This is a genomic window from Klebsiella sp. P1954 (assembly GCF_018199955.1).
Classification (GTDB): Bacteria; Pseudomonadota; Gammaproteobacteria; order Enterobacterales; family Enterobacteriaceae; genus Klebsiella; species Klebsiella pneumoniae.
Map to the genome: position 1 here is coordinate 1,373,060 of NZ_CP073373.1, position 14,035 is coordinate 1,387,094.

The window sequence follows — 14,035 nt, forward strand, 5'->3', positions numbered from 1 at the left end:
ATTAATCGACGTTCAGCGCGTCATTGACCAGATCTTGTTGCTGTTTCTGGTGAACGGACATATACCCTACCGCCGGAGAGGCGGAGGCCGGGCGGCCTGCATAACGCAGAGAGGCCCCAAACGGAATCACTTCACGGAAGTGATGCTGGCTGCAGTACCATGCGCCCTGGTTGAGCGGCTCTTCCTGGCACCAGACAAAATCATGCACGTGCGCATACGCTTTCAGCGCTTCCTGCACCGCCTGATGCGGGAACGGATAGAGCTGCTCGATACGAACGATAGCGACATCTTTTTGCTCGTTTTTGCGGCGCTGTTCCAGCAGGTCGTAGTAAACCTTACCAGAGCACAGCACAACGCGCTTCACAGCCTGCGGATCAAGTTGATCGATTTCACCAATAGCCGGCAGGAAAGTGCCGTTCGCCAGCTCATCCATGCTGGAGACCGCCAGCGGATGACGCAGCAGCGACTTCGGCGACATCACCACCAGCGGACGACGCATACCGCGCAGCGCCTGGCGACGCAGCATGTGATAAACCTGTGCCGGCGTGGACGGCACGCAGACCTGCATGTTTTGTTCAGCGCACAGCTGCAGATAACGCTCCAGACGCGCGGAGGAGTGCTCCGGGCCCTGGCCTTCGTAACCGTGCGGCAGGAGCATCACCAGGCCGCACATCCTTCCCCACTTCTGCTCACCGGAGGAGATGAACTGGTCGATCACCACCTGCGCACCGTTGGCGAAGTCGCCAAACTGCGCTTCCCAGATGGTCAGAGTGCGCGGCTCGGCGGTGGCGTAACCATATTCGAACGCCAGCACCGCTTCTTCAGACAGTACCGAGTCCCAAACGCGGAACTGGCCCTGGCCGTTATGGACATGCTGCAGCGGCGTGTAGGTTGAACCATTGGTCTGGTTATGGATCACCGCATGACGGTGGAAGAAGGTGCCGCGGCCGGAGTCTTCGCCGGACAGACGAACCGGAATACCTTCGTCAACCAGCGTGGCGTAGGCCAGGTTTTCGGCGCCGCCCCAGTCAAACAGCTTCTCGCCTGCCGCCATCGCCTGGCGGTCGGCGTAAATTTTCGCCACGCGGGACTGCATTTCGATACCTTCCGGTACCGTGCTGATGCGTTTGGCCAACTCCTGCAGACGTTTTGGCTCAACTTTATCCGGATAGCTCTCGTCCCACTCGTGGTTGAGATACGGCGACCAGGTAAAGGAATGCATATTCATCGGACGCCATTCCTGCACCACGCATTCGCCGGCATCCAGCGCATCGCGATAGAGGTTAACCTGCTCGGTCGCATCTTCCAGAGTCGCCACCTTCTCCTGCTCCAGCTTGTCAGCATAGATTTTGCGCGGAGTCGGATGCTTTTTGATCTTCTGATACATCAGCGGCTGGGTTGCGCTCGGCTCATCGGCTTCGTTGTGGCCGTGACGGCGGTAGCACACCAGGTCAATGAAGACATCGCGTTTAAAGGTATTGCGGAAATCAAGCGCCAGACGGGTGACGAAGGCGACCGCTTCCGGATCGTCCGCGTTGACGTGGAAAATCGGCGCCTGCACCATTTTACCGATGTCGGTGCAGTACGGCGTTGAGCGCGCATCCAGCGGGTTAGAGGTCGTGAAGCCCACCTGGTTGTTGATAACGATGCGCACGGTACCGCCCACTTCGTAACCGCGGGCTTTGGACATGTTCAGAGTTTCCTGAACCACGCCCTGGCCGGTGACGGCGGCGTCGCCGTGGATGGTAATAGGCAGAACTTTGTTGCTGCTTGGCTCGTCCAGACGATCCAGACGGGCGCGTACGGAACCGATAACCACCGGGCTGACGATCTCGAGGTGCGACGGGTTAAACGCCAGCGCCAGGTGCACCAGACCGCCTTCGGTTTCCATATCGGAAGAGAAGCCCATGTGGTACTTCACGTCGCCGGTGCCGAGGTGTTCTTTATGTTTGCCCGCGAACTCGTCGAACAGGTCCTGCGGTTTTTTACCCAGCACGTTGACCAGCACGTTCAGACGGCCGCGGTGCGCCATGCCCAGCACCACTTCGCGGGTGCCGCTTTTGCCTGCATGGCGGATCATCTCTTTGAGCATCGGGATCAGGGCGTCGCCACCCTCCAGCGAGAAGCGCTTCGCCCCCGGGAATTTGGCGCCGAGGTAGCGCTCCAGACCTTCCGCGGCGGTCAGTTCGCTGAGGAAGCGTTTTTTCTCTTCCGCGGTAAAGCTCGCTTTGCCAGCTACCGATTCAATGCGCTGCTGGATCCAGCGTTTTTCTTCGGTAGAGGTGATATGCATGTATTCCGCGCCGATGGAGCCGCAGTAGGTTTGCTTGAGGGCGGCAATCAGCTCGCCCAGCTTCATCGTGTCTTTACCGATGGCAAATGAACCTACGTTATAGCTTTCCTGGAAATCGGCCTCGGTCAGATCGTGGTAGGCCGGATCGAGATCCGCCACTCTCTCTTGCTTCCACAGCCCCAGCGGATCGAGATTCGCATGCTGGTGGCCACGGAAACGGTATGCGTTGATGAGCTGCAGGACTTTAACCTGCTTCACATTGGTGTCTGGGTCGGAAATCGAAGAAGTGTAACGTGAGGCATCCTTCGCCAGTCGACGGAAATAATCACGCGTTTTGGAATGAAATTGATCCGGTTTAACTCCGGTGCCAGGTAACTGCTGGAACATTGAACGCCAGTTGGCGTCAACAGAGTCAGGATCGGTTAAGAAGTCTTCATAGAGCTGTTCTATCCAGCTCTGGTTCGAACCAGAGAGGTAAGAAGAGTCCAGCCAGGCTTTCATTGCGCCGTTCTGCATCGTGATCCCTTAAGCATTCATATGCTTATTTCGCCGTAGAAACTACCACGCACACCGAGTGCACGTGCCGGGGTTCACTTGTTGCGGACGAGTTGTGGTTTCTATCCGCTAAGGAACCTTTAAAAACTGCCATTAATCTTCAGCGTTCAGGCTGCGGTTGCGTTGGCTGCCTTCGCTTACCCCGGTCACATAGTTCACTATGCTCCCGGGGATGCGCTCAGTTGCCGCCTTACCTCGCACTGAACGCCTCGATTACTGGTACATCTTGTGGCGGTTTTTAAAGATTTCCTGCTATATCCCCCGGCGGCGCTAACGCTTGCCGGGGCTACTGCTTTGGTAGCCCGGATAAGCGCTAGCGCCATCCGGGACAGACCGTGTTGCTTACGCGCTGCGCTGCAGCAGCATCGACTTAATATGGCCGATGGCGCGCGTCGGGTTCAGCCCCTTCGGACACACACTGACGCAGTTCATAATGCTGTGACAGCGGAATACGCTGAAAGCATCGCTCAGGCCGTCCAGGCGCTCGCTGGTTTCGGTATCGCGACTGTCGATCAGGAAGCGATACGCGGCCAGCAGGCCAGCCGGGCCGATGAACTTGTCCGGGTTCCACCAGAACGACGGGCACGAGGTCGAACAGCAGGCGCACAGAATACACTCGTACAGCCCGTCGAGTTTCTCACGCTGCTCAGGCATCTGCAGATGCTCGCGAGCCGGAGGATTTTGCCCATTATTCAATAAGTAAGGCTTAATCTTCTCATATTGTGCATAGAATTGCCCCATGTCCACCACCAAATCACGGATAACCGGTAATCCTGGCAGCGGACGGATAACAATCTTCTTGCCCGGCTGATTCAGCGCGGAGATTGGCGTGATGCACGCCAAACCGTTTTTCCCGTTCATGTTCAGACCATCGGACCCGCAGACCCCTTCACGGCAGGAGCGGCGGAACGACAGCGACGGATCTTTTTCTTTCAGCTGGATCAGCGCATCCAGCAGCATCATGTCGCGACCTTCTTCCGCTTCAAGGGTGTAATCCTGCATGTGCGGAGCGTCGTCAACATCCGGGTTATAGCGATAAATTGAAAACTCGAGTTTCATTTTCCTGTCTCCGCATTAGTAAGTACGAATCTTCGGCGGGAATGCCGGACGCAGTTTCGGTTCCATATTGACGCTACGACGCGTCATGGATTCCGACTCTGGCAGGTACAGGGAATGGCACAGCCAGTTTTCATCATCACGATCCGGGAAGTCGAAGCGGCTGTGGGCACCACGGCTCTCGGTACGGAAGTTAGCGGATACGGCGGTCGCGTAGGCGGTTTCCATCAGGTTATCCAGCTCCAGGCACTCAACGCGCTGGGTGTTGAACTCGCTGGAGGTATCGTCGAGACGGGCGTTTTTCAGGCGCTCGCGGATCACTTTCAGTTGCTCCAGACCTTTGTGCATCGCATCGCCTTCGCGGAACACCGAGAAGTTATGCTGCATACATTCCTGCAGCGCTTTACGAATCGCCACCGGATCTTCACCAGAGCGGGTGTTGTTCCAGCGGTTGAGGCGATCCAGCGAGCCTTCGATATCGGATTCGCTAGCGTCGCGCAGCGTGCCCTGCTCGGCAATGGATTCCTGCAGATGCAGGCCCGCCGCGCGGCCGAAGACCACCAGGTCGAGCAGCGAGTTGCCGCCCAGACGGTTGGCGCCGTGGACCGATACGCAGGCGATTTCGCCTACCGCGAACAGGCCCGGGATCACCACGTCTTCGCCCTTCTCATTCACGGTCAACGCCTGGCCGGTGACTTTGGTCGGGATACCGCCCATCATGTAGTGACAGGTTGGGATAACCGGGATCGGCTCTTTCACCGGATCGACGTGGGCAAAGGTACGGGAAAGTTCAAGGATACCCGGCAGACGAGATTCCAGAACCTCTTTACCGAGGTGATCCAGTTTCAGTTTCGCGTGCGGGCCCCACGGACCGTCGCAGCCGCGGCCTTCGCGGATTTCGATCATGATGGAACGCGCCACCACGTCACGGCCCGCAAGGTCTTTAGCGTTCGGGGCATAACGCTCCATAAAGCGTTCGCCGTGTTTGTTCAGCAGGTAACCGCCTTCGCCGCGGCAACCTTCGGTAACCAGAACCCCAGCCCCGGCGATACCGGTCGGGTGGAACTGCCACATTTCCATATCCTGCACCGGCACGCCGGCGCGGATGGCCATCCCGACGCCGTCACCCGTATTGATGTGGGCGTTGGTGGTGGACTGATAGATACGGCCTGCGCCGCCGGTCGCCAGCACGGTGGCGCGGGCTTTAAAGTAGACCACTTCGCCGGTCTCGATGCACAGGGCGGTACAACCGACTACCGCGCCGTCCTGGTTTTTCACCAGATCGAGGGCGTACCATTCGGAGAAGATAGTGGTGTGGTTTTTCAGGTTCTGCTGATACAGAGTGTGCAGCAGGGCGTGACCGGTACGGTCAGCCGCCGCCGCGGTACGCGCCGCCTGTTCGCCGCCGAAGTTCTTCGACTGGCCGCCAAACGGGCGCTGATAAATACGGCCATCGTCAAGACGAGAGAACGGCAGTCCCATGTGCTCCAGCTCAAGAATCGCTTCCGGGCCGGTCTTACACATGTATTCGATGGCGTCCTGGTCGCCGATATAGTCCGACCCTTTTACAGTGTCGTACATATGCCATTCCCAGTTATCTTCATGGGAGTTACCGAGCGCGACGGTGATGCCACCCTGCGCGGATACGGTATGGGAACGGGTAGGGAACACTTTGGAGAGCAGTGCACAGGTCTGTCCGCTCTGGGAAATTTGCAGCGCCGCGCGCATACCTGCGCCGCCGGCACCGATGACAACAGCATCAAACTCTCTGACTGGCAATTTCATTACACACCCCACACCACAACAAATCCATAAAGAACGTAAGCCACCAGCGCCACAACGATAGCCAGTTGCAGAACCAGGCGCAGAGCCAGTGGTTTAACGTAGTCCGTTAACACCTGCCACATCCCGATCCAGGCATGGATGAGAATGGAAACGAGAGCCAGCAGAGTGAAGACCTTAGTGAAGCCGGAGGCAAAGAATCCGGTCCACACTTCCCATGAGATTTCACCGGTGGTGGCGAAGAAGCCAACCATGTAGATGATGTAGAGGGTCAGAACGATGGCGGTAGCACGGACCAGGATAAAGTCATGTACGCCGTTGCGTCCCAGTGCTGAGGCGTTGCTTACCATACGAGGACTCCTGCGAGAAGTGAAAGCACGACAGTAATAACAAAAGAAATTTTGGCGGAACGTTTCCCTGCTTCGAGGGTTTCGTCCAGGTAGCCAAAGTCCATCATCAGATGGCGAATACCGACAACGACGTGATAGGCCAGCGCGGTGAGAATGCCCCACATGATGAACTTCACAAAGAAGCTATCCATGATGGAGGCCGCCGTCAGAAAACCTTCTGGGGAGGAAAGGCTGGTGCCCAGCAGCCAAAGCAGAATTCCGACCGCCACGAAGGTGATGACACCGGAAACGCGATGGAGAATGGACGCTATCGCCGTGATTGGGAACCGTATCGTTTGTAGATCCAGATTGACAGGTCTTTGTTTTTTCACATTTCTTACCATGAATAACGCCCACATGCTGTTCTTATTGTTTCCTTCCTCCGGTCTGCTTGCGGGTCAGACAGCGTCCTTTCTATAACCAGAAGTCATGTTAAAACGTCTTTTCAGGCATTAAAACATCACTAAACAACGCTGGGTGGCTCGGGATTGCAGGGTGTTCCGGAGACCTGGCCGCAGTATAGGCCGTTCACAAAATCATTACAATTAACCTACATATAGTTTGTTGGGTTTTCTCCGGAACAGTGATCAAGGTCACGATACCAACATTTTTTTAATTTTTAATCACCTGATTTGACAAATATTAAACATTCTTGTTACAACCATTACCAGTTAAATGCAATAATGCTCAAAAGTTATGGGGTCACTCTTTCACCTGAGAATAAGTTATGTAACAGTGTGTCAGTATTGACCGATGTAATCAGGACAGTTATTAGTGGTATATAGGTTTTAATATTCGGACTGCTAAAACGCTGATTTGCTGTTGTTTCACCGCAGCCCTGAAGGACGTGCCATCAAGCGCCGTTGCTCTGTACCCTGCCCTTTTCGCTGACGCAGAGCTGTGTGCAACATAACAAACTGGTAACGTATGCAGGCGCGGGCCGAAAGCAAATCCACCACCCGGCAGTCTTAAGCAATAAAGGCGCTAAGGAGACCATAAATGTCTGATGCTAAAGCAAAAATCACCCTGGGTGGTGACACTGCTATTGAACTGGATGTGCTAAAAGGCACGCTCGGTCAGGATGTTATTGATATTCGTAGTCTTGGTTCAAAAGGCGTATTTACCTTTGACCCAGGTTTCACATCAACGGCTTCTTGTGAATCTAAAATTACGTTTATCGATGGTGACGAGGGGATCCTGCTGCACCGCGGCTTCCCGATCGACCAGTTAGCGACCGAATCTAATTATCTTGAAGTCTGTTATATCCTGCTGTACGGCGAAAAGCCGACTCAGGCCGAATATGACGAATTCAAAACTACCGTCACCCGCCACACCATGATTCATGAGCAGATCACCCGTCTGTTCCACGCGTTCCGTCGCGATTCCCACCCGATGGCGGTGATGTGCGGGATCACCGGCGCGCTGGCGGCGTTCTATCATGATTCCCTCGACGTGAATAACCCGCGTCACCGCGAGATTGCCGCCTACCGTTTGCTGTCCAAAATGCCAACCATGGCAGCCATGTGTTACAAGTATTCAATCGGCCAGCCGTTTGTTTATCCGCGCAACGACCTCTCCTACGCCGGCAACTTCCTGCGCATGATGTTTGCAACACCGTGCGAAGAGTATGAAGTCAATCCGGTGCTGGAGCGCGCGATGGATCGTATTCTGATCCTGCACGCCGATCACGAGCAGAACGCGTCGACCTCCACGGTACGTACCGCAGGGTCCTCCGGCGCTAACCCGTTCGCCTGTATCGCTGCGGGCATCGCCTCCCTGTGGGGACCGGCACACGGTGGCGCCAACGAAGCGGCGCTGAAAATGCTGGAAGAGATCAGCTCCGTTGAGCACATTCCGGAATTTGTTCGTCGTGCGAAAGACAAGAATGACTCTTTCCGCCTGATGGGCTTCGGCCATCGTGTTTACAAAAACTACGATCCGCGTGCCACCGTGATGCGTGAAACCTGCCATGAAGTGCTGAAAGAGCTGGGCACCAAAGACGACCTGCTGCAGGTGGCCATGGAGCTGGAGCATATCGCGCTGAACGACCCGTACTTCATCGAGAAGAAACTGTATCCGAACGTCGACTTCTACTCCGGTATTATCCTGAAAGCGATGGGTATTCCGTCCTCCATGTTTACCGTTATCTTCGCCATGGCGCGTACCGTGGGCTGGATTGCGCACTGGAACGAAATGCACAGCGATGGTATGAAGATCGCCCGTCCGCGTCAGCTGTATACCGGCTACGCCAAACGCGATTTCCAGTCCGACATTAAGCGTTAATCTCACTGTCCGGATCATAAAAACGCGCCTGCTGGCGCGTTTTTTTATGCCTGATAACGCGCTTCATGCTGAAATCGCCCGCCAGCCGGCTTAATGCTGGCATCCTGGACACCAGTAAAATGGCCGCGAGGAGAGCGTCGTCTTCTCAATGATTCCCCCACAGCGTTCGCACCTTTCCCCATCGCGATGGAAGACCTTAAAGCGAAACAGCGCGCCATGATGCTTGTTGTCATCCACCAGACCGCGAGTACGATAGGACAGCCGCGGGATATCGAGCAGCGCGTGCGCCAGCGCATCCAGCTGACTGTCGCTCAGTTCAGCGGCTTTACGCTTACCGCTTAATCCCACCTGCCAGAGAATTTCCACCCGCAGATAGTTTCCGAGCCCGGCAAGAAAAGCCTGATCCAGCAGCAGGCCGGAAAACTGACGATTGCGGAATTTGGCCGACAGCAGCCGCGCTTTCACCTGCTCCGCGGTTAACGTCATGTCCAGCACGTCCGGTCCGACGCGCAGCAAGAACGGATGGTTGGCAACCTGCTCCGCCGTGAGGATATCAATGTCCGACGCGCTGTAGAGCAAAATCGCCTTGCTGGCGGTCTGCAGCCTGACGCGCAGTACGCGGTTCGATTGCGGCTCAACGCCGGCATCCACCACACGCCAGACGCCGTACAGCTGGTTATGGCTATACAGGGTCAATCCGCCGGAGAAGTGGGTTAACAGGGCCTTGCCGCGGGTGGCGATATGGGTCACCCGCTGACCAATTAGCTGAGTTTGATAGGGTTGCAACTGAGGAAAGGCGAACCAAACGTTGGTTAAGGGTTCGCCTTTGATTGCCGCCTCCAGTTTATCCGCCGCACGGCGGATCTCCGGACCTTCCGGCATACTGTCATCCTTCTGTTAATGGGTGGCGCCGCCGCCAATTTTGACATCGTCATCCTGTTCAAGGGCGACGGCAATCGCCGTTTCCAGCGCCGCGCGTACCGTCGCGACCGACATACTCGCCTCGCCGGGGTGGGCCGCCGCCTGTTCAGGCAGATAAGGAATATGGATAAAACCGCCCTTCTGCCCGCTTTTTCCCTGCAGCTGATGCAGCAAACCATACATCACGTGATTGCAGACGAAGGTGCCCGCGGTTTGCGACACCGAGGCCGGGATCCCCTGCTGGCGCAGCGCGCTGACGATCGCTTTGATCGGTAGCGTACTGAAGCAGGCCGCAGGGCCATTAGCGACGATCGGCTCGTCGATCGGTTGCTGGCCTTTATTGTCGGGGATCCGCGCATCATCGACATTGATCGCTACACGTTCGACGGTGATATCGACACGGCCGCCGGCCTGTCCGACGGCAATCGTCAGCCGCGGTTGATAGGTTTCCAGCGCCGCCTTCAGCACCGTCAGCGCTTCGCCGAATACGCAGGGTAACTGTTTAGCCACCACCTGCTGTCCGCGAATAATCATGCCATCCAGCTGCTTAACCACTTCCCATGAAGGATTAACCGTTTCGCCGCCGAACGGCTCAAAACCGGTAATCAATACGCCAGCCATCATCCCTCCTTACAGGAACATCAGGAAATAGAGTAAGAATACATTGACGATAAGCAACAGGATACCGGTCGGTATCTGGGCTTTAATCACCGCGTTTTTATCCGGCAGTTCCAGCAGCGCCGCCGGGACAATATTGAAGTTCGCCGCCATCGGCGTCATCAGCGTGCCGCAGTAGCCGGAAAACATACCAATCGCCGCCATTACCGCCGGATTGCCGCCGTGCTGCAGGACTAAAATCGGAATGCCAACTCCGGCGGTCACAATCGGGAAAGCGGCAAAGGCGTTGCCCATCACCATTGTCAGCACCGCCATGCCGATGGCATACACAGCCACGGCGATAAAGCGGTTATCGACCGCCAGATAGTGCTCGGTCAGCCATGAAATGCTGGTTCCGACGCCCGCAGCGGTAAACAGCAGCCCCAGCACCGCGAGGATTTGCGGCAGGATAAAGGCCCAGCCGACGGAATCAAGCAAACGGCGCGCTTCCTGCATTGGCTGCGCCACCGTTTCATGCGTCATACGAATCGCCATCGCCAGGCCAATCAGCGTACCGACAGTCATCGAGAACAGAGTAATCAGCGTCGCGTGGTTGCCCGGCCCGAAGAGCGCCACCTGCCATGAGGGCAGATTGTTAAACAGCAGTACGCCAATGACGGTGACGACCGGAATCGCCAGCGCCGGAAAGAAAAGTTTGTTGCCGAGGCGTTTCGCGCTGGTGGTTTTCTCTTCCTGGGTACGCTGATGGTAGCTGCCGAGGCGCACGCCGCCAAAACCGGCGATCAGCGCCAGGACGACCACCACCCCGCCGACAGCGATATTCACCGTACGCTTATCGCCCACCAGTTGATATGTCCAGTCGCCGAGCAAGAACACCAGCCCGTACAGGCCCCAGAACAGACCGGTTGTCAGACGCCGCGGATTGCTTTTGTCGCGCCAGGACATGATAGCCACGACCAGCAGTACCGCGCCGGCCAGCCAGTATAAATAGGTTTGCTGGAAATTCATGCCGCACCGCCTTTCGCCTGTCCGGCGTTTATCCGGTCCAGCTCGCGCTGGAGATGGCGATCGAGTCGCCACAGGCGCGCGGCGTGGATCAGAAAGGCGCAGATCGCCGTCGGGACCCCCCACAGGGCAATATGCAACGGTTCCGTCTGGATCCCACCCGACTCCAGCATAAAGTTGTGCATGAAGATGATCGCGCCGAAGGCGACAAAAATATCTTCGCCGAAGAACAGCCCGACGTTATCGGTCGCCGCCGACATCGCGCGCAGGCGGTAGCGTACATTGCCCGGCAGCGGGCCAAAGCGCTTTTCCGCTGCCCCCTCCGCCATCGGCGCCAGCAGCGGGCGCACCATTTGCGGATGTCCGCCGAGGCTGGTCAACCCCAGAGCGGCGGTGGCTTCGCGCACAAACAGATAGACGATCAGCAGACGTCCGGCGGTCGCGCTATGGATCTTCGCGATCCACGCCTGCGCCCGCTCTTTCAGACCATGGCGCTCCAGCAGCCCGATCACCGCCAGCGGCAGCAGCAGAATAAACGGCAGATTACGGGTATTCAGGAAGCCCTCGCCCAGTTTCTCCAGAATAGTGGCTATTGGCATATGCGCCGCCACGCCGGTGACGATCCCGGAGATAATCACCACCAGCACCGGGTTAAAGCGTAATACAAAACCGACCACAATCACGGCAATGCCGATTAGCGGCCAGAGGGATATCGCCTCTTGCATAATAACGTCCTGTTCAGTTGTGAGTATTGTGAGTGTTGTTAATTATTTGATTTAATTATTATTAATAACTTAGGCGGACTATTACTCGAGGTCCGCGCTGACGTCGATATTCCGCCCGGCAAACGCGGCGCGCAAGCGTCGGGCGAAATCGAGCGCGTGAGCGCCATCGCCATGCAGGCAGACCGTTTCCGCCTTTACATGCGCCCATTCGCCGCTCAGGCTGCGCACCCGATTGTGCTGCACCATTTCCAGCGTTTGCGCCAGCGCCTGCTCTTCGCTCTCAATCAGCGCGCCCGGTTGGCTACGCGGCACCAGGCTGCCGTCGGCCTGATAGCCGCGATCGGCGAAGACTTCCTGGCGCGTCGTCAACTGATAATGCTGTCCGGCGCGGATAAGCTCGCTGCCCGCCAGCCCAACCAGCACCAGGTCGGCGTCGGCATCGCGCACCGCACGAGCGATAGCGTCGGCCAAAGGCGGCTCTTTCGCCGCCTGGTTGTACAACATGCCATGCGGTTTGACGTGCCGCAGCTCGCCCCCCTGGGCGTGTACGATTGCCGCCAGCGCGCCAATTTGGTACAGCACCTGGGCGTAGACCGTCTCTGGCGGTAACTGCATCGCGGTTCGACCGAAATTTTCCCGGTCCGGGAAGCTCGGGTGTGCGCCAATAGCGACGCCGTTTTTCAGCGCCTCGCGCACGCATTGCTGCATGAGAACCGCATCGCCGGCGTGAAAGCCGCAGGCGATATTGGCGGAAGAGACCAGCTGCAGCAGCGCGCTATCGCTGGCGCAGCCTTCGCCGAGGTCGGCATTTAAATCAATTTTCATCGCTTAATCTCCAGGCCAGTTGTTCAAGGTAGCGCTGCTGGTCGGCGCGCGCTTTTAGCGCTTCCTCCAGCGAACAGGGGGCGAAATGGATCGGCTGACCTAGCGGAATTTGCGCCAGTTGGTACATATCGGCTTCAATAATGCAGGCTATACGCGGATAGCCGCCGGTGGTTTGCGCATCGTTCATCAACACAATCGGCTGGCCGTTATGCGGTACCTGTACCACGCCGGGCAGCAGGCCATGAGAGAGCATTTCCCGGTCGGTTGTGCGCCTGAGCGGCTGCCCCTGCAGGCGGTAGCCCATACGGTTGCTCTGCGGACTCAGCTTCCACGGCGAGCGCCAGAAAGACTCCTGCGACACGCTGTCGAATTCGTGATACTCCGGCCCCGGCAGCGCGCGAATAATATTGCCTATCGGCAGCTGTTTAACGCCGCGCGAGGCGCTAAAGCGGCGGGACGATTTCCCAATCTTCACTTGATCGCCATCCTGCAACCGGCGCCCTTCGATTCCGCCGATACCGACTTTCAGATCGGTAGAGCGGGAACCTAAAACTTCAGGGACATCAATACCGCCCGCGACCGCCAGATAGCTGCGGATCCCATGCTGAGGATTTTTCAGCACCAGCCGCTGCCCGGCCTTCGCCTCCATTCGCCAGCCCAACCAGACCGGCGCGCCGTCGAGCGTCGCTTCACAGGCGGCGCCGGTCAATGCGAACCAGCAGTGGCGGGTAAACTGCACATCGATCTGACCCAGCGTAATTTCCAGCGCCGCCGCCTCCGGCGCATTGCCCACCAGCAGATTGGCAATGGTCATCGCCGGTTTATCCAGCGCGCCGCAGCGGCTAATCCCCCACTGGCGCTGGCCTTCCCGGCCGCCATCCTGTACCGAGGTATACATGCCGGCGCGGATAAATTTCAACATACCCCCTCCTTCTGCGGCACAAAGCGCACGCGATCGCCGGAACGCAGCAGCACCGGCTCTTCACGTTTTGGATCGAATAATGCCAGCGGCGTGCGCCCCAGTAGCTGCCAGCCGCCCGGCGTCGCCAGCGGATAAATACCGGTTTGCGATCCGCCGATGCCGACGGATCCCGCCGGTACCAGTACGCGCGGCTCGGCGCGACGCGGCATCGCCAGCTGCTCCGGCAGGCCGCCAAAGTACGGAAACCCCGGCTGGAAACCCAGAAACCACACCATGTACTCCACCGAAGAGTGCAGTTCAACCACCTGCTTTTCGCTCAACCCGCTATGGCGCGCGACGTCGCCAAGATCTGGTCCCGCCTCGCCGCCGTAGATAACCGGGATACTTATCTCACGGGATTCCGGCTCCAGCGCATCGCTCTCTTCCCACCAGCGCTGCAGCTTGTCAATCGCCTCCCACGCCATCTCCTGCGGACGACGCAGCACAACGGTGATGTTGTTCATCCCCGGGATCACTTCAACCACCTCTTCGCGATCGGTCAACCGCTGCGTCAGTCCCCAGATACGTTTTTGGCTCTCCAGGGTCACCGGAGGCTCAAGCTCCAGGACCACCGCCGTTTCACCTAACAGATAACAACGCGCTCGCTGCACTTTCTTCTCTC

Annotated in this window: 13 protein-coding genes; 1 reads left to right on the plus strand and 12 read right to left on the minus strand. The window is 57.5% G+C overall.

Going from position 1 to position 14,035, the window contains the following annotated elements:
* Position 1: 1 nt before the first annotated feature.
* The 5 genes from sucA to sdhC form a co-directional block, all read right to left on the minus strand.
* Positions 2-2,809 (minus strand): 2-oxoglutarate dehydrogenase E1 component, encoded by a 2,808-nt coding sequence (gene sucA / locus KB890_RS06750; RefSeq protein WP_004147623.1) that lies wholly within the window; start codon positions 2,807-2,809, stop codon positions 2-4.
* A 381-nt stretch (positions 2,810-3,190) separates the two neighbouring features.
* Positions 3,191-3,907, minus strand: coding sequence for a succinate dehydrogenase iron-sulfur subunit SdhB (sdhB, locus tag KB890_RS06755; RefSeq protein WP_002894954.1), 717 nt, complete (start codon positions 3,905-3,907; stop codon positions 3,191-3,193).
* A 15-nt stretch (positions 3,908-3,922) separates the two neighbouring features.
* Positions 3,923-5,689 carry a succinate dehydrogenase flavoprotein subunit gene (gene sdhA, locus KB890_RS06760; protein ID WP_004179067.1) on the minus strand — a complete coding sequence of 589 codons (1,767 nt, stop codon included), beginning with the start codon at positions 5,687-5,689 and terminating at the stop codon, positions 3,923-3,925.
* The gene (gene sdhD, locus KB890_RS06765) at positions 5,689-6,036 is read right to left on the minus strand and encodes a succinate dehydrogenase membrane anchor subunit (RefSeq protein WP_002894949.1); all 348 of its coding nucleotides are present in this window, start codon (positions 6,034-6,036) and stop codon (positions 5,689-5,691) included. The genes sdhA and sdhD overlap by 1 nt, the downstream gene beginning before the upstream one ends.
* A complete protein-coding gene (gene sdhC, locus KB890_RS06770; protein ID WP_004142216.1) occupies positions 6,030-6,434 on the minus strand; it encodes a succinate dehydrogenase cytochrome b556 subunit in 405 nt (134 codons plus the stop codon). The genes sdhD and sdhC overlap by 7 nt, the downstream gene beginning before the upstream one ends.
* A gap of 640 nt (positions 6,435-7,074) precedes the next feature.
* Here sdhC and gltA point away from each other — a divergent pair.
* A complete protein-coding gene (gene gltA, locus KB890_RS06775) occupies positions 7,075-8,358 on the plus strand; it encodes a citrate synthase (RefSeq protein ID WP_002894943.1) in 1,284 nt (427 codons plus the stop codon).
* 90 nt (positions 8,359-8,448) lie between these two features.
* Here the strand turns inward: gltA and nei are convergent, their stop codons facing one another.
* The 7 genes from nei to pxpB form a co-directional block, all read right to left on the minus strand.
* A complete protein-coding gene (gene nei, locus KB890_RS06780) occupies positions 8,449-9,240 on the minus strand; it encodes an endonuclease VIII (protein WP_002894935.1) in 792 nt (263 codons plus the stop codon).
* 15 nt (positions 9,241-9,255) lie between these two features.
* The gene (pcp, locus tag KB890_RS06785; protein ID WP_004179066.1) at positions 9,256-9,900 is read right to left on the minus strand and encodes a pyroglutamyl-peptidase I; all 645 of its coding nucleotides are present in this window, start codon (positions 9,898-9,900) and stop codon (positions 9,256-9,258) included.
* Positions 9,901-9,909: 9 nt separating this feature from the next.
* Positions 9,910-10,905 carry a DUF979 domain-containing protein gene (locus tag KB890_RS06790; RefSeq protein ID WP_004179065.1) on the minus strand — a complete coding sequence of 332 codons (996 nt, stop codon included), beginning with the start codon at positions 10,903-10,905 and terminating at the stop codon, positions 9,910-9,912.
* Positions 10,902-11,627: a DUF969 domain-containing protein gene (locus KB890_RS06795; protein ID WP_004179064.1), complete on the minus strand. Its 726-nt coding sequence runs from the start codon at positions 11,625-11,627 to the stop codon at positions 10,902-10,904. The genes KB890_RS06790 and KB890_RS06795 overlap by 4 nt, the downstream gene beginning before the upstream one ends.
* An 81-nt stretch (positions 11,628-11,708) precedes the next feature.
* Positions 11,709-12,452, minus strand: coding sequence for a 5-oxoprolinase subunit PxpA (gene pxpA / locus KB890_RS06800; protein WP_004176856.1), 744 nt, complete (start codon positions 12,450-12,452; stop codon positions 11,709-11,711).
* A complete protein-coding gene (gene pxpC / locus KB890_RS06805) occupies positions 12,442-13,374 on the minus strand; it encodes a 5-oxoprolinase subunit PxpC (RefSeq protein ID WP_004179063.1) in 933 nt (310 codons plus the stop codon). The genes pxpA and pxpC overlap by 11 nt, the downstream gene beginning before the upstream one ends.
* The gene (gene pxpB, locus KB890_RS06810; protein ID WP_004176857.1) at positions 13,368-14,024 is read right to left on the minus strand and encodes a 5-oxoprolinase subunit PxpB; all 657 of its coding nucleotides are present in this window, start codon (positions 14,022-14,024) and stop codon (positions 13,368-13,370) included. Before pxpB ends, pxpC begins: the two co-directional genes overlap by 7 nt.
* Positions 14,025-14,035: the final 11 nt, after the last annotated feature.